General features: G+C 28.5%; 14 protein-coding genes and 1 tRNA gene. All 15 read left to right on the top strand.

Going from position 1 to position 25207, the window contains the following annotated elements; all coding sequences use genetic code 4:
- Positions 1-76 precede the first annotated feature (76 nt).
- The 15 genes from SCLAR_RS06190 to SCLAR_RS06125 all read left to right on the top strand — a co-directional run bounded on the left by SCLAR_RS06190 (position 77) and on the right by SCLAR_RS06125 (position 25161).
- Positions 77-2023, top strand: coding sequence for a lipoprotein (locus tag SCLAR_RS06190; protein WP_100255061.1), 1947 nt, complete (start codon positions 77-79; stop codon positions 2021-2023).
- Positions 2024-2187: 164 nt separating this feature from the next.
- Complete coding sequence (locus tag SCLAR_RS06185) at positions 2188-2898, top strand: hypothetical protein (protein ID WP_100255060.1); 711 nt, start codon at positions 2188-2190, stop codon at positions 2896-2898.
- A 50-nt stretch (positions 2899-2948) separates the two neighbouring features.
- The gene (locus SCLAR_RS06180; RefSeq protein ID WP_100255059.1) at positions 2949-5066 is read left to right on the top strand and encodes a hypothetical protein; all 2118 of its coding nucleotides are present in this window, start codon (positions 2949-2951) and stop codon (positions 5064-5066) included.
- A 1-nt stretch (position 5067) separates the two neighbouring features.
- Complete coding sequence (locus tag SCLAR_RS06175; protein WP_100255058.1) at positions 5068-9771, top strand: FtsX-like permease family protein; 4704 nt, start codon at positions 5068-5070, stop codon at positions 9769-9771.
- Between the two features lie 13 nt (positions 9772-9784).
- Positions 9785-11830, top strand: coding sequence for a lipoprotein (locus SCLAR_RS06170; RefSeq protein WP_100255057.1), 2046 nt, complete (start codon positions 9785-9787; stop codon positions 11828-11830).
- Positions 11831-12186: 356 nt separating this feature from the next.
- Positions 12187-12263, top strand: a tRNA-Ile gene (locus SCLAR_RS06165).
- A 67-nt stretch (positions 12264-12330) separates the two neighbouring features.
- Positions 12331-14094, top strand: coding sequence for an MATE family efflux transporter (locus SCLAR_RS06160; protein WP_100255056.1), 1764 nt, complete (start codon positions 12331-12333; stop codon positions 14092-14094).
- Between the two features lie 263 nt (positions 14095-14357).
- Positions 14358-17114, top strand: a complete 2757-nt coding sequence (mgtA, locus tag SCLAR_RS06155) for a magnesium-translocating P-type ATPase (RefSeq protein ID WP_100255055.1) — start codon at positions 14358-14360, stop codon at positions 17112-17114.
- Positions 17115-17514: 400 nt separating this feature from the next.
- A complete protein-coding gene (locus tag SCLAR_RS06150) occupies positions 17515-18255 on the top strand; it encodes an ATP-binding cassette domain-containing protein (RefSeq protein ID WP_169921863.1) in 741 nt (246 codons plus the stop codon).
- An 88-nt stretch (positions 18256-18343) separates the two neighbouring features.
- Positions 18344-19981, top strand: coding sequence for a hypothetical protein (locus SCLAR_RS06145; RefSeq protein ID WP_169921862.1), 1638 nt, complete (start codon positions 18344-18346; stop codon positions 19979-19981).
- On the top strand, positions 19957-21663 hold the full coding sequence (locus SCLAR_RS06140; protein WP_100255052.1) for a hypothetical protein: 1707 nt from the start codon (positions 19957-19959) through the stop codon (positions 21661-21663). Before SCLAR_RS06145 ends, SCLAR_RS06140 begins: the two co-directional genes overlap by 25 nt.
- Before the next feature lie 108 nt (positions 21664-21771).
- Positions 21772-22095, top strand: a complete 324-nt coding sequence (locus SCLAR_RS06135; RefSeq protein WP_100255051.1) for a hypothetical protein — start codon at positions 21772-21774, stop codon at positions 22093-22095.
- Positions 22096-22198: 103 nt separating this feature from the next.
- Complete coding sequence (locus tag SCLAR_RS06130) at positions 22199-23617, top strand: phosphatase PAP2 family protein (RefSeq protein ID WP_100255050.1); 1419 nt, start codon at positions 22199-22201, stop codon at positions 23615-23617.
- Positions 23618-23995: 378 nt separating this feature from the next.
- Entirely contained in the window at positions 23996-24127 is a 132-nt protein-coding gene (locus tag SCLAR_RS07325) for a hypothetical protein (protein WP_257789160.1), read from the top strand.
- A gap of 284 nt (positions 24128-24411) precedes the next feature.
- The gene (locus SCLAR_RS06125; RefSeq protein ID WP_100255049.1) at positions 24412-25161 is read left to right on the top strand and encodes a hypothetical protein; all 750 of its coding nucleotides are present in this window, start codon (positions 24412-24414) and stop codon (positions 25159-25161) included.
- Positions 25162-25207: the final 46 nt, after the last annotated feature.

Genomic DNA, 25207 nt, shown 5'->3' with positions numbered 1-25207 from the left:
TCACAAGATTAAACACCAAAAAAGAATCTTAACAAAAGTTGATTTTCTTAAAATTATTAGAAGAGGTAAAAAGAATATGAAAAAGTTATTATCATTATTAGGTGCATTAACTATGATTGCTTCAACAACAGCAACAGTTATTGCCTGTGGAGACACTGAATTAAAAGTTAATCAAGCTGAAATGAGTGGAGTTTTAGAAGAAATTGGTAAAGCAGTTTACTTAAACAAAACAAAAGGCTACAATATGGATTATGTTTTACAAGAATACTCATTTAAAAATGAAACAATAAAAACTAATTACAGTAAATATTTTAAAGACAAGTTGATTGGAGACTCAGCAACTTTATCAGGATTTGCTAATGTTGTTGGAAAACAACCAAGTGACTCAGATGAGATTACAGCAATTTTAGCAATCACTGCAAAATTATTAGGACTTGATGCAAGTGGAGATAAAAAAGCCCAAGTTACTAATGCAATTAAAGAAGCATTAGAAATGTATAATGTTAATTTACAAACAGGGGTTACTGCTGAAGCAAAAGCAGAAATGCAAAGTGTTGGAGCTATTTTAAAAAATGTTGGAACTGCATTGGAAACAAATTCATATATTGGAAAATCATATGCAAGTGCAATCAATGAAGCAATGGTTAAATTAGTAAATGAAATAAACAAAGTGGCTGGAGTTAACACAAGTTTTACTGCAACTCAATTTGCACAAGCAATGACTAGTTTAACTAGCACAATTAAAAAACTAAGTACTGCTGGAACTGGATTTGATTTTGCTGCATTATTTGCGACAGCTGAAAGTTCAAAAGCATTCATTGATGTTCTTAAATTGACTTTATTATACATCAACCATATTTTCACATTAGATTTATCAAAAGACTTAGAAAATGATGACTTTATTAAAGCAAGAGAGGCAGTAATTGCAAGCACCACTTTTGATTTAAAAGGTGTTGTTATCAAATTAAATGATGCTTTATTTGGAGCTAGTCAAGATTCAACAGGTCCAGTAGCTATTAAAAATATTTTAAAAGCCCTATTTTTAAATACTAGAGCAGGGTTTTATGATGGGAAATATTTAAATAAAAGTGAAGATTTATTTAAAAACCTAGAAAATTTAAATTCATATGAATATGTAAATGAAGACTTTGGTTTGGGTAGTTTTGTGGCAGCTATTATAAATGGAGCTGTTACAATTGAAGCGGATTTAGGTAAATTCATACCGGGAGCACCATCATCAGGTAACTTGCTTGAAAATGTTGGTTCTATTTCAGTCAATATTTTGGGAATGATTACAACAGGAACCCCACTGCTTGATTCTAGTACATGAACAGTTTTGGGAGGTGCTATTAAAGGATTTACAAGTTTAATACCTGCGATAAGTGACAAGGATGTTGATGAATTGGGAAGTATTTTAACAAATGCTGACCCAATTAAAGAACTATGAAGTAAAAATGCACTGGGGACATTTTTGCGTGTATTTGCTAGTTTGGAGGGAGATTTCAGTCTTAAAGGAATTTTAACAAGTCCTTTAAATGGACTATTTGGACTAAATCAAGCTGGGGGATTAGACCTAATTGATCTTGATACTGGTGCTGATATGTCAATTAAAGATATTTTAAAACTATTAGTTGATTCAATGGGTGCAGATGATGTTAAATTAAACTTTGATAATTTAGCAGCAGTCTTTAAAAACATTGGGGATATCATAGTTGATTTACCTACAAGTGTTGAGGGAATTTCTGCAAAACTTTCTGACCCAGCACTTGAGGCACTATTTAAAATTATTGCTGATGCAAAAGGGCTAAAAGGGATTATGGAAAAAATCCAAGCAATGGGAAAAAATCAAAAAACAAAAATTACCAAAGACATCAAGACAGCTTATGAAGCTATTAAAACATCAGCGATTGTTGCAATCAGTGATACAGAATATAAAGCAACTATTAATAGTAGAATTCAGATAGCTTTTGAAATTGAAGCTGTTAACAAAAGCTTTGTAATTTCAAAAATAGTCTACAATTAAACTTAAATTTTTTAAACATAACTACTTTGTAGTTATGTTTTTATTTTTATCAAAAATTCTTAGATATAAGTTCATTCTGGAAATTAAAAAAGATAGTTTTAGGCAATAGCGTTGATTTTTGTTGTATTCTAGGTTAAACTTTTATAAGAGAAGGATGTGTGATTATGAATTATAATAAAAATGTAAATCTGCTATTAAATGCAGTTCTATTTTACATAATTTTTCATTATACAATTTCATTTGTAAATTATGTTCATACCATCCATGCTTTAAATAGTTACTTTTTGTATTTTTTACATAATCCATTGATTACATTTGCTTTTGATGCAATCATGTTTTGTACCCTAGTAATGACTTATTCTAAGTTTTTACAAATTGTTGATAAAAACTCAATTAGTAGAAATGACTGTAAATGAATTTTTAAAATTAGTAATTTAAAAATTATTATTAAATTAGCAGATTTAACAATTCCTTTTGTAATTTTCAAAGTTTTAGATTCATACTTTTTAATTAAGTATTACTATGGATCTTCTCTAACTGGAGTTTACTTTCCATACTTAGCAATGGCTGTCTTTTTTGTAACAACTTTAACATTAATGTATTTAGTATTTGGTTCACTAATTCACAAACAATTGGTAATTTCTTATGAAGATGAAGTCGATTGAGTAATTTTTAGAATCTACAAACGTTATTTTTACTTAACTTTGTTAGTGTTTGATTTAAAACACTATATTCAAGAATTTGATGACAGAATTAACTTTTTTATCAAAAACACAAAATGACTTTATTTAATTCGTTATCAAGAAATTCAGTCTGGAAAACTAGTTGAAACAAAGAAATCAACAACACCTCCAGAATTGAATATTTTTGCATAATTTGAGATGGTAACCTTTAATATTAAAAATGTTAAAGGGAGAAAAAAAGAATGAAAAAATTAATAATCATATTAGGTTCTATTACTTTAGGAACGACAGCAGTTGCTGTACCCGCAGTTTTTGTAATGCGAGGTTTTAGTAATAGTCTTAATAAAAAAGTCGATCATGCAAACCCACAAGATTCTGACATTGACACCAATGTCAGTTCAAGTAATCAAGGGTTTTTAGATGTAACTACTCTAGACATCACATCAATTCTTGGTGCTATTGAAAGCCCCAGTGAAGAAAATGTAATTGCTAAATTAAAAGAAGTTAATCCCCAGTTAAAAGATTTAAACATCTATATCAAAGGATTAACTTTATCAAAAGTGAGATTTACTGTTGAAAAGTACACAGGTACTGCTGAAGCAGCTTATAAAATTACAAGTTTAGATAGTTTAATTGCTAATAAAGATTTAGGTAAAGTGGCTAAAATCACTGATGAAGCAATTATCAATAAAATTAAAGAAAAGAATAAAATAATTTCAAATACGGATTTGTCAAGTGAAATCAAATTACAAGTTATTTCACTTAATCAAATTGAAATGGATTGAGTTGACGCAAGGCCAGACTCAAATTCAAAAATAACATTGACTTATGAGCCAATGTCATTGGAAGGAATCTTTTTGAACACCAATCTTGGTGACACAAGTGACCTTTCAAGTGAATGAATTAGTAAAACCTTATTGCATGTGAATCCACAAGCAAGTTTTATTGATTTAACAAAAGATTATCAAATAAAAATTTATGATGAAGGTAACCAATCACCAGAAAATGCAAAAATCCAATTATTTTACCAAGATAACTTAGTTAGCTTGGATGCAGGTAATTTCTTGACTGTAACTTACAATGTCAAAGATATTACTTCAATTATTACCAATACAGATTTAGGAGTTTTAGAAAAACTAGATCGAGAAACAATTTTAGCAGCAATTATTGTTAAGAACCCAATTTATGGTAATTTAAGAAATTACCGCAACACCCAAATTGATTTTACTTTGGGTTCTGCAAAAGTTTCTAATCCTGGAGTTTTAACTGATACTGCAACAGTGACTTATCAAATTAGAGATATTAGTGGTATTGTTTCAAAAACACATTTAGGAGAATTAGAATTACTTCCTGCGGATACTGCAACACTTAACCTTATGTTGATTAAAAAAATTAAAGAAGTGAACCCAGTTTTAAGAGAACTTGTTGATTTTAATATTAAACCTGAAGCAGTTGCTTACAATTCATTTGTACCAGCTGATGCATATGTTAGAAACAATAAGTTTGATATTTCAATTGTTGGCTATCAAGGAAAAATCACTATGAGTTTTGATGTTAAGCGTAAAAACATAAGTGAACTATTGAGAACCACAGACCTGAGAACATTTTATTGAACTACAAAGGATGATATTCTTAAAAGAATTAAAAATGAAAATGGTGCAGGTTTTAATGATGAAGAAATTGATTATTCAGAACCAAGTTATACAAATATTGTTTTAACTGCAAAAAACAGTTCAATAAATTATTATGGATCTGTGACAATTACTTTTAACACAAACTTTAAAAAAACCACAGACCACAATATGACAAACTTCAAAGGTGGGACAGGTGATGGAGAACAATTTAATGCTATGCAAACAATTGAATGAGCAGTAATGAGTCAGAACAAGACTGCTACTAATTCAAGTTTTGACTTTTCATATGTGATTCCAAATGGATTGAACAATGCAATTCTTGCCGGTAAGAAAAATATAGTTTTGTCTTACCAACTAAGACCAAATAGCATTTCAACTTTTCAAAGTGTTTCAGCAACTGAACTTGAAAAAGCAAAACAAGTTGGAGATTTACAAACTCCTTTGTCATTGCTTAATGGTGCAGGAATTGAAAATAAAGATTTAGGAACAGCTAAATCAATTTGAGTACCTTTTGAATCTAGAAATTGATGAGGGTCTTGTGGAAAAAATGGTGATGGTTGAAATGTAACCTCATCATTTAAATATAGTGCAAAAATTGCAACTGAGAATGGGCAAAGTATTGTAAAATTTTCAATTGTTATAAGTACTAGTATGGCTGAGCACTCATCTTGTAGTACACTAAAATCAAATTATGCTGTCACAATTAATTCAATAGATATTAATTAATATGAGTAACTATTTTGATCCAGACAAAAACAATTCAGATTCTCTTGACATGGTTGATAATTTTAAATTAACAGATAGAGAAAAGTTTCTTCAAGATAGAGTTGACAGCATTCAAGGAGAAAGTTTAGAAAGTGAAAGTGCTCAGAATTCAAAAAAAACTAGTAAAAAATCACAACCCGATGATAAACCACCAAAATATAAACAATTAATTTTAAAAGCAGGTTTTAAAAACACTTTAAAAAATTTAGGTCAATTAATTGGACTAGGTTTTTTAGTAACTTCTGCCTTAATTTTGGGTTTGTTTTCAATTACAACAGCCTCAAGAATTCAAGCAGGATATAAAGATTTACAAACAGCTTCTGTGCAACATGATTTTGTGGTTGATATGAATAACACTACTCGAATTTATTTTAACCAAGATCAATGAATTGGTGGAGAAAACATTGATAATTATTCAAGTCAAGATTTATTTGAACAGTATTTAATTAATGTTTTATCAAGAAAAGGAATTACAAATGATAATGGACAAATTATTGGAGATAGTTTGTTCACTTGATCAAGAACAGAAGCAAGAACTTTTAGAAATTTAAAAAATGGTGAAAGAGATTTAAATGTTAAAGTAGTTTCAAAAACAGGTCATGTTGATGAAACTTATGCTGATTCAAAAGTTGAAACAGTCAATGTTGACAAAATAGTTTTAAGTAATGAAAGTCAAGATAAAATGTTTTCAACTGATAAAGTCAAAGCAGAACATGAAGTCATCTTACAACCAAACTTTGCCAAAGCCAATGGCATTAAAAGAGGAGACATAGTTAGGTTAACACCTGACAATTATGGAAGTCAATTATTGCTTAACCAAGATATTAAAGACTTACAGTTTGGCGGAAGCACAAGTATAAATGATGATGTCAATGGAATTGACAATTCAATTTATAAAGACCAACCCTGATTTCAAGTTATTGGTTTTGGAACTTCAATTGATTTTACTTATCCAATTACCAATGCCAAAACAAAAATCCCTAGTGCTTACCGAGACTTGGTGGCATATGTAGATCCAGGTGTTTTTGGATTAAAACTTGAAACAATTAAATCTGAACCAAATGAACAATTTAAAATTTATTCATCAGATTTAGCAGCTTCAAAATTAACAGTAGATTCAGAAAGTGACAAAGAGGTTTTTTTCTCTGGTAAATTCAAAAATAAATCTGCTAATTTTGATTCATATTTAAAAGCATTCAATCGTGAATGAGTTCGTTATGGAAATTTAAATACTGAAAATATTAAATTATTTTACAGTATTGATGACACTGAATATCAGTATTATTATCGAATTGCAGCTTACAACCAAGTAATTTGAGCATATTGAGTTTTTTCAATTATGCTAGTTATGCTATTGGCAATTATTGCCACCTTTACAATTGTGTTAATTGTAAAAAAACAAATTGATGAAGCAAAAACAAAATTAGGAACTTTCAAAGCATTAGGCTATTCAAACTTTAAACTAATGTCATACTTTGTTTCACTGCCAATTGTAATTTCGGTGGTAGGATTTGTTATTGCTTACATCTTAATATTAAGTTTACAAAATATTTATGTAAACTTATTTGGAAGTTACTTTAGTGTATTATTTAGGCCATTTGATGCCATTGCTTGGCAAGCATTCTTAGTTTTCTTCTTAGTTTTAGGATTAATGTCTTTAATTACTTTGATAATTGCTTACTTAGTAATTGAACAATCAGCACTAACCCTATTACAAGGAAACCTGGCAAAGAAAAATACTTTTATTGGTAGAGGTGTGAAACGAATTTTTGCTCGTGCAAATCCAAATATAAAATTACATGTAGCTTTATTAATTGGATCGACTGGGAAAATCTTAGCAACTGCTACAACCTTATTGGTTTCAACAGTATTAATTTCTGCAGTAACAATTATGCCAACAGTTATGGAAAAAAATAACCAAGGTGTTTTTGCTGGGTTAGATTATGATGATGTGGTTGAATATACTGAACCAATTTCAAATAATCCTGCTACCTTTATGAAAACTTATAACCCCAACAATGATGAAACTTGAAGTTATAACCAAAATAATAAAGTGACAGATATTAGTGAAGTTACAAATTCAACCCAGCAGTACATGACAGCTTACCCTTTAATTTATAACAGGGATAATTCAAGTTATGAGTATGATTCAAAAACAATTCTTCATGATTTGATGAGTAACAATATTAATAGTAATTACTATTCATACAATATTCCAGTGATTCAAGATGACAACTTCTTGAGTTATTACGAGATTGCTCGTAATAACTACACCAACTGAAAAGTTTTATCAACTGAATACTTACAAAAACTTGATGAATTAGAAATTCCCGATCGTGAAGCCGAAGGGGTTCCTTATAATGCAATTGCTACAATCACAAATCAGTGATTAGACTACAAGTATTTAATGAATGATATTGAAAGATTTGCTATTGCTTTAAATTCTAGAGGAACCACAAGTGGAGTTTTAAATGCTGTTAAAAGTACAGCAAACGAACTTCAAAACTTTTATAAAAAATATGTTAATGGAATTCCAATTCATGTCAATGATAAATACTTAAATACTGGTAAAACTGCACTAGATCTTAACAAAGTTCTAGCTGTGGATTATGATGAACAACTTTATGAGTTATCAACTAACCAAATTTATAGCGATTTAGAAGTTAAAACACCATTAAAATTAGCTAGTGTTGGAAAAGCAAATCAATTTTATGGTTCTTCATTAAGATCAGGTGAAGAGGATAATCAAAAGAGATGAAATTCACTGGTAAGTGAATTTGTAAAAACTAATTTTGATTTTGATTCACATACCTTAGAATTTGGTGGTGAAGATATTGCCAAAATTGACTTAAATGAAAGTTCATTTAGTTTACAAGACTATCAAAATTTTAATACAAATTTAATTTTATGATATTGAATTCATTTTGAATCAAAATTAGGTACAGTGTTAATGGAGGCAACATATCAAAACTCAAACAACACAGTTCAACAAAATATGGTTAGTGCTTTAGAACAAGGAATTAGCTATAACATTTCAACAAACATTGTACCCTATGATGAAACTTATGAAGAACTTGGAACAATGTTGAATGGAACTTTCCATACAAACACCCAGGAATTAAATTTAAAAGTCTATGGACTTGGAGATGAAAGTTCAGCAGTAGAGTTAAAAGACCACTCTGGACAAGATATTAAAGCAAATTTATTTAAAAATTTAGCTGATGGTTATAAAAATTATGTACCCATTATTATCAACCGAACAGTTGCAGAGAAAATGCAAGTTGGTGTTAGAGACACCATGGATATCTCCATTATGAAAAAAGTCTTAGTTGATGGTGAGAACCAAGAAATTGGTTTGGATGATGTTAAAATGGGAGTTCAAAAAAAATACAATTACCAAACTCAAACAACTAACAACATAATTGCAGAAGGACGAAAAAATTATTTTGCTTATAACTCAACAAACAGTGGTTGAAATTCTCAATCGCAAATTCAAACAGCTGCAATTAATGGTCACTCAATAGCATCTAAATCAATAGATGGTATTAACAAAGATAGTGAAATTCAAACAGCAGCAAATGATTCAAAGATTAAAAAAACCTTTATTGGTAAAAATAAAGAGTTTGTAATTGTTGGTATTACTGAGAATTATGGAGAATCTAAGGCTTGAATTTCAAATGACAATGCCAACAAAATTTTAGGATATGATCAAATTAAAAAATATTTCTTTAATAACTTCTTTATTAATGAATGAAGAGATAGTCCAGCCTTACTAGAAGGCTATGATGAAAATATTATGGGAGATATTAGTGAGAAAGAATGAAAAGACTTTAATGTTTACTTAAGCATTATTATGGAACAATGAGAGAATGCAGATTCTGCTAATAAGTACAATTCAACAGCAGATAATCCTTATGATGATTTTAAAAACACATTCTTAAATTTTGCTCCAGGAGATATTGATCCTCAAGCCTATGCCTTATCGGCTCAATATTTTTGAAGTATTTTTGAAAATACTTATCCTGTTTTTAATTATAAATATACAATAGGAAAACATTATGATGATCAAAACATCAATGCTTCAACCACGCAAGCATTTGGTGATTACAGTTCAAATGGTTTAGTGGGGTCAAGTGTTGTAACAATTGATGATACAGGGACTTCAACCATAAACTATACAGTAGGATATGGAGAAAACAGTTTAAAAAATGTTAACTCATTAAGTGACAAAAGAACTTTATTAAGACAAGTGGCAGTTATCTTAAAAGTAATTGTTTACTTTATAACTGCAGTTTCGCTGTTAATTTCCACAATTATTATTGTGATCTCCACAATTTTAATTATCCAAGAAAATTCCCAATTCATTGCTACAATGAAAATCTTAGGTTACACTAACCGGTATGTGATGATTCAAATTTTAGGAATTTACGTTCTTCCATTTATAACAATGTACGGTTTAGGATTTACTTTAGGATGGTTTGGTTTAAAAAAAGTTGTCGGATTTATTTCATCAAATTACACATTTGTAATTCCTTATACTTTTAGTTTTTGGATCCCAATCTCAGTTTTAGGGATTTTAGTGGCAATCTATTTACTAACAATTATTATTTCATTTAAACAATTTGTTAGAATCAAACCAATTGATTCATTAAGTACAAGTACTTAGAAAGGAGCAAATTATGAAAAAATTATTATCGATTATGGGCAGTTTTGCCTTAATTACATCCTCAACAAGTTATGCTGTTAGTTGTGGTTGAAGTGAAAACTATGATGATTTATTTGACACTGAAACCAAAACAAACCAGGGTGAATGAATTGCCCAAGGTTTGACTACAAGTATTGCAGCTTTTGAAAAACTAGCAATCTCTAACATAGTTATTGCAACTCCAATTCGCACAGCAAGAATTCAAAGTATTAATGAAGAACTTGAGTCAAACCGTAAACAAAATATAAGTGCTTTAGAAGCATATATTACCAAGGCATGTAATTTTCAAGGCCCCAATTTATCAATTGAGATTTATAATGATAACAGTTTTCAAATCCCTTTAATTGATGGTTATGATAACAATAATGTTAGTTTACAAGAAATTGATGTTAGAAAAGGAACTGCCACTGTAAATTTAAAGTACTTAAATAAAGTACTTTCAACTCAATCATTGAATTGAAATATTCCTGAATACGAGTTATTAGTTTCAGTTACAAACCTATTAAATACCAACAGTTATGCTGCTGTTGGAGATTATGATGTTAGCAAAATTGATATTCCTATTGTAGATCTTGCAAGTATTGGTTTCCCTTTAAAAATAACACTTGGAACTCTAAGTACAATGTTAACAATGCTAGGAGTAATTAGTGGACCAAATTCTGGGGGAGGAATTCCTGGAATTTCAGATATCATCAAACCAGTGTTAGAACCCATTAAAAATCTAACTAAACTTGATGTTCATGCCCTGGCTCAAGCTGAGCCAGGTGATAACACCTATATAAAGTTCAATCAGGACTTTAGAAATGGTTTAAAAGAAGTCTTGGCAGGAGTGGGAGATGTTTTAAAGAAATTTGGAATGGCAGATACTATTAGTTTACCTGTTGGTGAAGCTGGACAAGAAGTTCTGGTAAAAATTTCAGAAATTTTAGACCAAGATGTTTTTAAATTGGTCTCAATTGACACCAGTGCTTTTAACACTCAAGTAGTTAGTGATAGCACAACTATTGATATAGAGTTAAGTCTTGGTTCAAAAGGTAAAGATGGAGAATTAAAAATTATTGATTTACTTGCTAATGCAGCACCAAATCTAGTTAAAATTTTAGCAAAATTCTTAGATACAGATACTTATGATATCTCAAAGGGTGGTAGCCATAATATGGTATTTTTACTACTAAAAGAGCTATTAATTGATATGGATCCTGATTTAAGAACAATTAATGATAAAAACAATTCTCAAAATAGAAGTGCTGCAGCAGCCTATACAGGTTTAGATTCACTATTATTTAATTTGCTATTAGATTATAATAGTAAAAACAGAGCAAAAGCGGATGTAAATTTATACTTTAACTTAAAACTTTGAGTTACAGTGCCTGCGGTAGGAAAAACCAGAATTTTTGATGATTCACTAGAATCATTGTTAAGTAAAATCAACATAAATCCAGGACAAATTGTTTCAAAAATTATTAATACCATGTTTGAATTGAATGGTGCAGAAACAATTGACCTAAACACTGAATTTATTAGTCCAGATTTAAATATGACATTTATTCAAGAGGATGATTTAAATATGGATGAAATTATTGATGGTACTGATTTAAATGATGCTTTCAAATTCATTTTAAAACAATTTTCTGGAACGATTGCTGGAACAATTGCAACACAAGTAAATTCAGCAATTAATGGGGCACTACCAAGAATTTCATTGCAATCTCTTATTAATCTAAGTCCACAAATGATGTTAAAAGAATTAAACATTCCTGAAAAGTATTTAGATATTGCCTCAATTGAAATTGATAAGGCTAAATTTGTTTTTCAATTTTATAACCAAGATCAAAGTGAATGAGAATCACAAACCAAAGGAATTAGTGGTAATAAGTTTAATATCTATACAGGAATGAAGGTTAAACTAACAAAAGTAAGATTTAAAATTAGTTTTGAAACACCTGAAAATGGAACCTTTGTTTATTACACTAAAGATGATTTAACCTTTGACATTGTTTTTGCAGATACAGATTTATAAAAGTTAATCATTTTTATCAAATTAGATTTTAAAAACTCTACATGGTAGAGTTTTTTTGTGGTTTTGATTCAATAACTTAGATTTAATAAAGGTTAGATTAAGTTGATAAACTTGGTTTATTTAACAGAAAATGTTTAAAATAGTAGAGGATTAGTTTTTAAAATAAACTGATAGTTTTCAATAATAAATTGATTTATTTCAGTAAATACATTGTATTATTTTAAAAATAAGATAAAATAATCTAGTACTAATTTTAAAACCCTTTAAAATTAGGCAATATTTAGGATTGAATTGCAGATTTCTTTTTAAAGTTATTGAAAATTTGTAATAAATCTATATAATTAATATTGTTTTACCGGAGTATAGCTCAGCTGGTTAGAGCGCACCGCTGATAACGGTGAGGTCGGTGGTTCAAGTCCACTTATTCCGACCATTTAGAATATAAAAAGGCACTTCTTTTGAAGTGTCTTTTCTCTTAACACAGACAAGGAGGGGAAGTCATGAATTTACCAAAACAAATGAGTTCTGATAAAGCATTTCAAACAACTGTGGTTAAAAAAAATGGTAAAGTAAAAAGAAAGTTTTTAGCAAATAGATTATGATATAAAATTGCATTAACCATAATTTTATGATCGGTTCTTCAAGAGATTATCATGGCCTCAACTGACCTGATTGATAATATTTTTGTCAATATGCTTTTAGATGTTCATATTGATGGTTATGATGATTTCATAGGTTTTATCAAGAATAGTGGTTGAAATAATATCAGCCATGAACAATTGAAAGTTTTAGGTTTAGAATCACTTTATGGTGATAACATTTATTATTCACCTGGTCAAATTGGAGTGAATGGAGTTTCTGCAAGTAACCAACTTTTCATTTTAATGTTTGCTATGGTATCTGGGTTTTGTTATGGTGCTGGAATCTTTGGTGCACAGTACTATGGGGCTGGAGAATACCAAAAACTTAAACAAATCACTACCTTAAAAATTTATATAGTATTAACAATCACAATAATTTTTGTGATCTTAGGTATGCCTGGAATTGTAGAAAAAATGATTGGTTTCACTACACATCCTAAGTATGCGGAAGCCCCCACAGCTGCTTTAACTAATGGGGCCTCAACTGCAGAAATTCATCAAATGTACCAATACATCCAGTATCGTTTTGCCCAGTTAGCTACTGAGCAAGGTGTAAAATACTACTCAATAGTTTCTTTAAGTTATCCATTATTAACAATAAACTATGTGGCAATCACCGCTTTGCGTGAAACTCGCCGTCCATTTTATTCATTTGCAATGTCATTCATTGCTTTATTTGCAAATTTAATGTGCAATACTTTTTTAACTGCACCAACATTTGCTGGCTATAATGGTTTTGGAATTTTAGGAGTAGCTTTTGGAACAGTGGCATCTAGAACATTACAAACTGTTTTTGTAATTTCATTACTATCTATTAAAAGGTTTGAATTTATTCCAAGTTGGAGACATTTCAAAATTGATAGATTGATAGTGTCAAGTTCATTAAAGAAAACTTTACCAATTTTGGTAAATGAAACCTTATTTGTTTTTGGACAAGTTATGCAAGTTAAATTGAGATCTGAGTATTCAGTGGATTCATTAACTGCTAATGCAATGTATGAAACAGTTTTAATGGCTTTCTTTTCTCCAATGTATCATGGCTTAAATGCAGGTATTTCAACTCTTGTGGGGAATGAATTGGGAGCACAAAGCTTTGACAAAGCAAAATACAATGCCAAACAATTAATGCGTTTGAGTTTTATGATTGCAATTGGATTTATGGCAATCTTTAGTTGGCTTTCATTTTTCATTCCAGGTTTAATTTTTAGAGGTTCTTCAAGTGAAGCAATTCGCATTGGACAGTGAATGATTTTTGCCTATGCTATGACTTATCCATTTATTTTGTTAAACTCATGTGTTTACTCAATTCTGAGAGCTGGGGGCAATGTTTATAGTGCTTTTGCAATGGATTCAGGATTCAATTGAACCTTTCAAATTCCAACTTTAGCAATCTTGATTTTATTTAACTCTCATGTTAATGAAAGTAATGGTTTTGTAAAGTTAGACATCATTTATATTCATGTAATTATTTGTTTGTTTGAAGTGATGAAAACAATTCCAGCTCAAATTTTCTATCATAAGGGTAAATGAGTAAATAATGTAATTGGTGACAATGATCAAGATACTGAACAAACAATCAAAGCAAAACCAGCATTTAAAAACTTTAAACGAGAAAAAGTATAAGTTTTATACTTTTTTTAATCTTCAAGTAAAATTTTAGAAAAAATATAATAAAAAAAACAAAAAAAATTGATTTTCCTTGGTATTTTTCATTAAAAATGTATAATAAAATGGTATTAGAAAAGAGGTGGTAGTTTATGAGTATTCCTTCCGTCAGTTGCCATATATTTCAGAATATAATCAAAGAAAGAAAGGGTGCAAGTAAATTAGCCTCTTTATTTTTAAATGTCTAGTTTATCTGTACCCTTTTATAGAGGGAGATAAAAATGAACAAATTAGAAAATAAAATTGATGACAACAATAATAAAACTAATAAGGTTAGAACACTAAAAACTCCAAAGAAGAATTCTGTTCGAGACAACCTTAAAAACTTTACCAATGCTTCGCAAGAGCAAGTTTTAGAAAAATTCAATATTAAAAACTTTGGGTTGAATGAAGAAACAGTGGAAATCCAAAGAGAAAAATATGGTGACAATACTTTAGCACAAAAAAAGTTTAACTACTTTTTAGTGTTCTTAAAATCATTATTCACACCATTTAATTTAATTTTAATGGTGATTGTAGCTTTTAACTTCTACCAATGAAGTACAGAAGTTGCCAGTTCAACTCCAAAAGAGTGAATCCCAACTTTAGTTGGATGTATTATTATTTTAACAATGATTGTAATTAGTACTACAATTATGTTTGTGCAAGAGGTTCGTTCTCATTTTGTTATGAAAAGAATTTCTTTTGATAACAAGAAAACTTCAAAAGTTATCAGAGATGTTGACTTTAAGGTTGATGACATTGACAATGCTAACTCAATTAAGTTGATAAAACATGCTGAAAGCATTGATTCAGATGAACTAGTACCAGGGGATTTAATTTACTTATCAAATGGTGATTTAGTTCCTGCTGATTTAAAAATAGTGTGATCAAACAACTTGTATATCAACCAAACTTCACTTACAGGGGAATCATTCCCAGTTCAAAAAGGTGATACAAATGAACACACAGATTACTTAGAATACCAAGATATTTGTTATATGGGAACTAATGTAATTTCAGGTTCAGCCTTAGCAGTTATTGTAGCTACTGGTTCAAGAACTTATCTTTCATCAATTAATGAAAGAGTAACTCAAAAAAGACCAAAAAGTTCTTTTGAAAAAGGAGTTAAAAAAATTACTTTGTTACTAATTTCATTTATGTTAGCAGTAACACCAATTGTGCTTTTAATTTTTGTTGGAAGAACTGGAGCATGAAACAATAATGAAGAATGAATTAATGCATTAATGTTTACAGCATCAATTGCTGTTGGTTTAACACCAGAAATGCTACCGATTATTATTACTTCAAACCTTTCAAAAGGTTATGCAAAAATTAAAAAAGAAAATGTAATTGTAAAAAATCTAAATGCTGTTCAGAATATGGGAGCAATTGATATTTTGTGTACAGATAAAACTGGAACAATTACAAGTGGAGAAATTCGATTAGACAAAGTTCTGGACTTTACTAATTCAAAAAATCCACTGGTTGAAAAATTCTTATACTTAAATAGTTACTACCAATCAGGTTTCCACAATCCAATTGACAGTGCAGTAATGTTATCTACAAAAATTAGTGAACCTGCAGATATTGATGATTATGAAAAAGAATGAGAAGTACCTTTTGATTTTGAAAGAAAAATCCTTTCAGTAATTCTTTCAAAAAATGAACAAAAAGAAATCTTCACAAAAGGTGCTGTTGAAGAAGTTTTAGAAATTTGTAATCGTATTTCAATTAATGGAAACATTGAACCGATTACAGATAAACACAAAGAAAAAATTATTCAAAAAGTAAAAGAACTAAATATTGATGGTTACAGAGTTGTGGGGATTGCCCACAACGAGTTAGAACATGAAGATATTGAAGAAGATCTAATATTTTATGGATATGGAGCTTTCTTTGATGAACCAAAATCTACTTCAAAAGAAATTATTAAAAATTTAAAAGCAAAAGGAATTGAAACTAAAGTTTTAACAGGAGATAGTGAAGTTATTACTCGTGCAATTTGTAAAAAAGTTGATTTCACAATTTCAGGTTTATACACCGGAAAAGATATTGATGAAATGAGTGAAGAACAACTTGCAAAAGTTGTTAGAAAAGCTAATGTCTTTGTAAAACTAAGTCCAATTCACAAATCAATGATTATTAAATCTTTAAAAGAACAAGGTCATGTTGTTGGTTTCATGGGGGATGGAATCAATGATGCACCAGTTTTAAGAGAATCAGATGTTGCTATTTCATTTGCTGAAGCATCAAGCATTGCTCAAGATGCAGCAGATATTATTTTAGTTGATGACTCATTGCTGCCTGTTGAAACTGCAGTTCATGAGGGAAGACACTGTTTAGCAAATATCTTAAAATACATTAAAGTTACTATAGTTTCAAACTTTGGGAATGTAATTTCAGTAATTGTAGCTTTATTTATTACAATGGTTGAACCAATGAAACCACTACACTTACTACTACAAAACTTATTATATGATATAGTAATGTTTGCCTTTATCTTTGATAAAGTTGATAAAAAATTCACTGACTCACCTAGACCTTTAAGAACTAAAAATATTATTTGGTTTACAGTCATAAATGGTCCAGTCAGCTCAATCTTTGATATCTCCACATTCTTAGTATTAGTTTATGGCTTTAAAATTGCAGAACCGGTATTTAACGCAGCAGGATACCAGAAAGCAACCAACCAACCAATGTTTAATGCTTCATGATTCTGTGTTGGGTTAGCCACTCAAACTGCAGTTATGCAAATGTATCGTACTGAGAAAATACCATTTATTCAATCAAATGGATCATGGCAAGTTATTGCTTCAACCATTATGATTTGTTTATTTGCAATCTTGATTCCATTTACTCCAATTAGTGAATTTGTGGGTATGGAAACTCCACCATATGTATTCATTCCAATTGCAGTTGGTTTTGTCTTATGCTATATGGTATTGGCACAGACTGTGAAAATGGGATATATCAAAAAATTCAAAGAATGATTATAGTGAGAAAATTAAATATTACTTTAAAATACCTAAATTATGACATTTGGGTATTTTTTTTCAAAAATTTTCAAAAATAATTAAAAAAAACAATGATATAATATAAAAGAAAGGGGTAATTAATGAATATGAAAGTATTAGCATTTAGACTTTTGAATTGAAAAAAGTTTAGTAAATGTTAATGTACAGGGACAATGAAGTAAATTACAAATAGTGAGAGTTTAAGAAAAGACACTATATATTGAAAGTGATTAAATGATTATAAATATTACAGTGCTAAATTTGTGGGGTGGTTACTGTGATTTGAAGTTCTTAAATGAACATTGTCTCACAAGAATATTAATACATTTTGTAATGGTTTAGTATTCACTCATAATTTCATATGAAGTTAGGTATTATTAAGATGTTAAAAATTATAGACTTACAAAAAAAATATAAAGATTTTGCATTAGAAATTGAAAACTTAGAAATTAAAAAAGATTGTATTATAGGACTTGTTGGAATGAATGGTAGTGGTAAAACCATATTAATGAAATCAATTTTTAATTTAATCAGATTTAATAAGGGTCAAATTTTGATTGATGGAGATAATCTTTTTAAGCAACAAAACTTAAAAAGAATTGCTTTTTTCCCAGATCAAAACACAGTTCCATTAGATTTAACAGTCCAAGAATACTGACAATATATTGCAACCTTAGTTAATTTATCAACTAAGGAATTCAAGATTAAAGAAGAAAAATCAATAAAGTTAACAAAGCTTGAAAAATTATATAAAAAGACTATCAAACAATTGTCAAGTGGTGAAAAGAAGAGAGCAATTATGGGTTCAGTCCTACTAACTGAACCAGAGTTAATTTTCTTTGATGAACCAACAGCAAACCTAGACATTAATGCTACTGCAGAAATGTTAGAAATCATTAAGCAATTAAGTAGCATTGGGGTTGGTATTTTTATCACAAGTCATGATGCTGAAGAAATGCAAGATTTAATCAACCATCTAGTTTTGATTAAGGATGGGAAAATTTTATATGATCAAGCTTTTGATAAAGGTAAAGAAAAACTTGTAGACATTTATAAAAGCTTTTACAAAAACCAAGATGCAATAAATCCCGAATATATTAAGGATATTTATGCAAAAAACTAATTCGTGAACTAATTTTAAAACTATTTTTAGTTTAAACTTTAAAGCTACAGTTTTAAAAAGTAAATTATGAATAATTTTATTAGTATTTTTGGGATTAAATTTAATTTGACAAACTACAAATACATTAACAGTAGCAAATGTCCACAACTTTTGAAGCCAAATGACTAGAGCTTGATTCATTTATATTATTTTTGCAAATAACTTTTACTTGTTGTTTGTTGGCATTTTTATGTCTAAAAATCTATTTTTTTCAAGTTACACTAGACACTTAATGGCAATTGAACGTCGCTTGGGTTACTCATTAAATGTTATGTTTTGACCAAGATTTTTAAATATTGTCAGTGTCATTGTTGTTACAAATCTAGTTTTAGCCAGCATTGGGGGTTTGACCTTAATAAATTCAGGCGAACTAACCCAGTTAGTTTTTACCAAAACAACTTTACCATACCTTGTCATAATCTTAACTAGTTTAGTGTTAATTAGTTTTGGATTATTGATCTATAGTTTCTTTAAATTTACTCTTGCAACTTGAACCACAGCATTATTTTGTGTGGCATTACTAATTATTGTTAATGTTACAGCTGTTAGAAGTGAATTCAAAGATGGAAACATAAGTTATAGTTTACATCAAATAGAAAAAGGTAATGAATTTTACCAAGCAGCTAATGCAAGTGGTCTTGATGAAATTTTTAATGCTGAAAACTTTATTAAAACAAGTCAAAAATATTTACTTGGAGAAGAGTCAAGTTATCAGTTTCAATCAATAAATGAAGCTTATAATTCCTTTTTGTTAAAATCAAAAGAACAGTTTTTGCATTTTTACAAAGCTGGTCAAGTGTTAAACTTAACTATGATCTATGAAGAAACTACATTAGAAAAACCAATTTTAGAAACCTTAAATCCAGAGTTGTTTGCTTTTTTTGAAGAATTGCATTTAAATTTAACAGATTATCAGAGTAAATTTACTTTTGAAAATACACCATTTTCATCAACACAATTAAAAAAAGTTGAAATCATGGATTTACAACCAATTTTAAATCACTTGCAAACCAAAACTAGTTTTTGAAGTAAATACCAAAAGCTGTTTGAAGTCTTAACTCAAAATATTAAATTAAACTTTATCTTTGATGCAAACTGAGTTAATGCCAATAATACTTATGTCTTAGAGGATGGAGGTATTAGTACAAGACTTATGAATTTATTTGAAGTAAACCCAACATTTTTACAAACTAAAATTGATGACTTTTACAAGCAAGTACCTGAATTTATGGTTCTGGCCCAAACTTTCATGTCTAATTGAAAAAATTGTATGGAAAATGGAATTATTTTAAATAATATTGAGGCAACAAGTTTTGACGAGATAACTTTCATTGATGAAGTTGAATTAACTAAAAAACTTAATTCAATGAAATTAGCAACAGTTTTTAATGTTTCTACTTTTTGATCATTACTTAATTCAACAAGTAGTTGAACAAATATTTACTTGCCAGTATTTGCAGACCCATATACATTTACTTCAAAAGCCTGAGATTATACAGGATTTGAAAAGATTTATGACAAAGATAATTATCCAGATAAAATTTATCAAGAATCATATCTTAAAGATGCTAAATTAAAAGAGGTGAACTGAAGAAATACTGCTTTAATAATAGTTTATGTACAAATAATTGCTTATGGTCTTATAATGCTAGGGGGATGTTGATGAAAATTCAGAAAAGCTTATTAGTTTCTAAAAGCCAATGTTTTAACTTTTTAAAGTTAATGCTACTAAACTTTAAAAAACTTAGTCGTGATTGAAGGTTTTGAGTAATTCAGTTAATTTGTTTGGCAGCTAATTTTTACTTTTATTGAGCTATTTCAAATAGTTTAAGTAAAATCCCTCGAGTTACAGAATCACAAATCTACATACTTTATTATGTTGTCAATTCAATTTTGTTATTTGCTTGAAGTTTTTGAATATGTTCAAAATTATTTAGCAAAACCAACGCTGAAAATTTAATGCAACTTGAGTTAAGATATGGGTTTAGTGTGAAAGCAATATTTTGGGTGAGACTATTGCTAATTTGAATTATTGGATGAATCTTCTTACTAGTAAGTTCTTTACTTAGTTTAATTTGACTTGCCTCAGCAGGGTGAATGCAACTAGTTTATTTTAATTGAGTTACAAAACATTTGTTAATTTGGTTAATAACTTGACCAACTTTGACTTGCCCTATCTTATTTTTAGTAGTATTTTTTGGAACTAAAATGACAGCCTTGTTTGGAACAATTCTTACAATAATTTTTAATTTAATGGTATTTATTGAACCAAGTATCAATATTAAAAATAGAAATGAAAATAACAAAATTATTGCAACCACAAATTTAAAACTAAATTTTGGTTATGACTTTTACCATAAGTTTGCAACAAGTTTAGCTGACACACAATTATTTACACCAACTGATTTTGCAACCAAAGTTAAACCTTATACTATTGCTGATAAGGCAAGTTTTTATGATTCATATAAAACAGCACCTCAAATTTATGAAGTATTTATGTGTGGTGATGTTTTTAAGCAAAATGCTGCACAAGAATACATCCTACAAGAACTCCACAGACCATTATTTGATGTATTGGATGCTTTTAAAGAACTAGTGCTGACTGCCAGTGAAAAAACACCAGATTATAACCACTGATTTAATGCAGAAGAAACCAAAGAATTGGTTTTACCATCAGCCAACTGATTAAAAACTTTGATTGTAAAAGACCAAGCCTTTTACAATAAATTTGGTTCACTCTTTTTATATTTAGACAGTTTAAAAGAGAGTTTTTATTACTTAGATTATTTTTTTAGACCAGAATGTTCAAGTCAACAAGTTGCAGATGATTTTTATGAAAACTATAGTCAGTTTAGAATTTATAGTAATTTATTAACAAATATTTGAGTTTATGCAATGCAAAATCCCCTAACCAATGCTGAGATTGAAGTTTACAAGGAACCAAGTCTGCCAATCTACCCATATGGTTTGTATCCAATCAACTATAAAGATTATCAACATCATAACAATATTGGATTATTACTTGGTTTTTTAAATCCTTTTGGTTGATCAAAACTAAGAGCACAACCACTTTTAGAAAATAATTTTGTTAGTGAGGCAATTAGTACTCAGTTTTTATATAATTCACCAGTGTTAGAAAGTTTTGATTTGAGTAGTATCCAAAAAGAGATTGATGCCTTTCAAAATGGTGATTACCAAAATGAATTTTTAAATTTTGATTTGCAAAATTCATTTTTTACTAATGATGCTCTCAAACCTAAAAGTAATCTGATTTGAGTTTTAGTAATGGTATATTTATTGCAAGTTGTCATAATCACATGAACAATAATGGTTAGTTATAAGAAATTTAATTATAAATTGCAAAATTAAAAATTAAATTATGACTTAGGTCATAATTTTTAATAATTTTAAAGCACTTACGTATTTTGAGAGTATAATAAGTGCGAATAATGATAATTAATAGTACTGAGGAAAAAAATGAGTAAATTTATTTCAAAATTATGTCAGATGATGTTAGTTTTAATTTGACTACCCCATCATCTACAAGTCAAACACTATTCTACTAGTTTTAAATTTAATTTTGTCATTACTAAAAAAAGACTTAGACAAATGTTTTCAAGATACTTTTTGAAAAGAATTTTAAAAAAACCTAATGTTATTATGACAATAATTTGTACTAGTAAGCCATTTAAAAATTACTATAAAATGAATGCAGATATCAAAGGAATTGCAAAAATAAGAGAAATCAAAACTTTGCAAATCACCAGAATAATGTCAAACCCTCCAAAAGTTCATCAATAATTAATTAACTTAGAAGGGAAAAATATTATGATTTCAAAAATTATATTTATTAAATTTACAAATCAACAAACAATGAGCAAGCAGTTAAAACGGATTTTTAAAAATGACTTTAAAACAAAGTAAAAAGCAAAATATCTACTTTAAAAAAGAAAGTATTAAAAAATTTGTCAATATTTGAATGACAATAATGTTTGTGATTTGTGCAATAGGTTTTATTTTAACTTCATTTAATGATATCGATTTATTAATCAGTGATTGATTGGATCCATTGATGTATATTGAGTTTTTTAGAGCTTGACAAGCATTGATGGAGGTACTAGGAACTCACTTTGCAATTTGAATCTTATTTATTTGCTTGGCAATTTGAGTGGAAAGTTATTACATTCGTCTAAAGCATGGTGTATTTGGAAATAATAAATTTAACAAATACATGAAGCACAATGCTCAATATTATCTTGGTGGAGTTTATGCACTTTATATAATTATTCGAGGTATTTTATACGTTTGATGATTAACTACAATTTGAAACTTAGATATGGGTTGGGGAAAGGGTTATGATGCAAAAAGTATGATGTCAATGTGCTGAAGGTTTAGTTTTCATTGTCTAGCACTTTTAATTGAAATTGCTCTAGTTAGTTTAACTATTTATTGGTTTAGAAAGTCTTTCAGAAATAAAAAATTACTGTTAACTTCAAACCATTGATTTCAAGCCTTAAAGGTATTTATGTTTTTTTTCTATTGTTATGTAATGATTTGATTTGCCAAACATTTTTTTGGTAGGCCATTTTACTTTTCTGTTGAGTATGACCGAATGCATGCACAAATGCTTGAAATGGGTTGACATGAATCAACAAATCCTAGTGCATGACAATGACCAAAATTAGATAACATTCCTAAATATACCCCTTGGTATATTCCCAATAACCTTGGTGCAAATTTAAAGTATTGGTTTGCAGCAACACCATATCATGACCCTAATCAAGATCAGTATTGAAATATGGATTTTCCATCTGGACACACAATTGAAACGGCAATCTTAGTTTCAATGTTTTCATTACTTTGAGGAAACAATGAAAAGACTATGAGAAAAGCAACTTTTTTAACAATATTTTTTGTTTTAATGGTTTTTTGAATTAATATGATGTTTACTATGGTTTACTCACGCTTCCATTGAGCAAGTGATGTATTATTTTCTAGTTTATATGCAATTGTGGTTTGAAAACTAACAGTTTATTCGGTTGAAAAACTTGTCTTAAAAATTAATTACAAAATCAATTACCAAGTTAATCATAAATTTAATCAAGGATTTTTGATTACTTGCAAAAATGGCAAAGATGCTTGATTTGCGGTTTACTTTAATGCAAATTATGTTAAATTAGCAAAAATTAAGAACTTTGAATCTAATGTTTTAAAAATAAGTAAGTTAAAAAAAATTTATTGTGTTGATAAAATGCAAAGAAAGATAACAACCGCTAGTAAAACTAAATTAGTAACTCAAACTAAAAAAGACAAAAATGGCTAAATTAGTATTATTTGAATCTTGGTGAAAATTAATCTTTAATAATCAAGTTTATAGTCTAAAACTTTTATAGCCATTAGAAACTTTAGTAAAATAGTTAATTTTAAGTTTTAGAATCTGTTTTTATTAGTAGAAATCATTAGATTTCTACTTTTATTTATATAGATTAAGTTTTTATAATATTTAATCCACTTCCTATCAATTTTTGACCAAATACTCAAAAAGTTTCAAACTAATATTAATTTATTCATAAGTTTTATTGAATCCATAGAAAAAGTTTTGTATAATTAATGTGTAGTAAGAAATGAATAGTATGAAATAAGAAAAGAGGAAAGACATGTTATTTAAAAAAATGTTAAATTTTTATCGTCTACTTCACTAGTGACATTTTCTGTAATGTTATTTACATCGAATCTAAAAACTGAAGTAGATAGTTATCAACCAACAGTTATAGAGACAAGTGATATTTCAGATATTTCAAAAAAACTTGATGATGCCTTTAGTGAAATGTAAGCAAAAACAATGTATCCAATGAGCTGGTTGATATTTTTGCAACAAATGAATTTTCCAACTCAATAATAGAAGCTGTTAATCAAGGTTTTATTTTGTTAGATGTAACAAAGCTAATACCAAATGATTCATTTATGAATACAAATAAATCTACAAATTTAGTAAATTTCAGTAGGAGCAAACAAACTAAATCAACAAAAGATTTTTGAACCAAAACATATTGAGTATTGATAAAATTAAATTATTTAAAGAAAGAGTCAGGTAAGTTTGTGTAAGGAGTGAAAACAATGAAAAAAATACCAAAAACAAAAATCGAAAAAATTGCAATTACTTATAATATTATCATAATTGTAATTGCTTATATTATTATTGCATATGGTCCACCAATGATTGTCCAACTAATGATTGATCGTCAAGTACCAATTGAAGAAATAATGAATTTAATACTTAGGGTTTTACCATTAATTAGTGTGATATTTATTTATTCAATTGTTGTAACTACTATTTTAACAATAAATATTAGTCGTAAAAGATATGAGAAGATGTATTATGAAGACATCATGAAATGAATTGAAGCATCAGTACTTATAAATTCATCAATTATTTTTATACCTTCATATATGTTGAATCGCAAAATTGTAAAAAACCTTGATAAAAATAATGCAAAACAAAAACCTTGATATTTTTTATCACATTATCATACCAAAGCTTTAGATTTTGTAATTCTTAATCAATTATGATTGATTCTTTTAGGTTTAACAATTTTGGCAATAGTTATTCAATCAAGTTTAGTAGTTGTAAATATTGTTGGCTATGTTATTTTATTTTTAATCTTTTATATTCCATTCACTGTGGGATTGGTAGTTTTTTTGCAAAAATTTAAAGAGTTAACTTTAATGACAGAAGTTAAATTTAATGTACTTTTTACTGTGTTAATTTTTCTGATACCAATTTTTGGTGGAGTTTATTTAATTGTAAAGGTTAAACAAACTGCTAATTGATTAAAATTTAAAGCTCAACAAGAGACACCAGTTTAACTCAACAGTAGGTTTTAGAATTTGAATTTTAAAATACAATCATGTG

It is taken from the genome of Spiroplasma clarkii (assembly GCF_002795265.1).
In the GTDB taxonomy this organism is placed as follows: Bacteria; Bacillota_I; Bacilli_A; order Mycoplasmatales; family Mycoplasmataceae; genus Spiroplasma_A; species Spiroplasma_A clarkii.
Note: the sequence above shows the minus strand (reverse complement) of the source record. Positions and strands in the feature narration are given on the sequence as shown.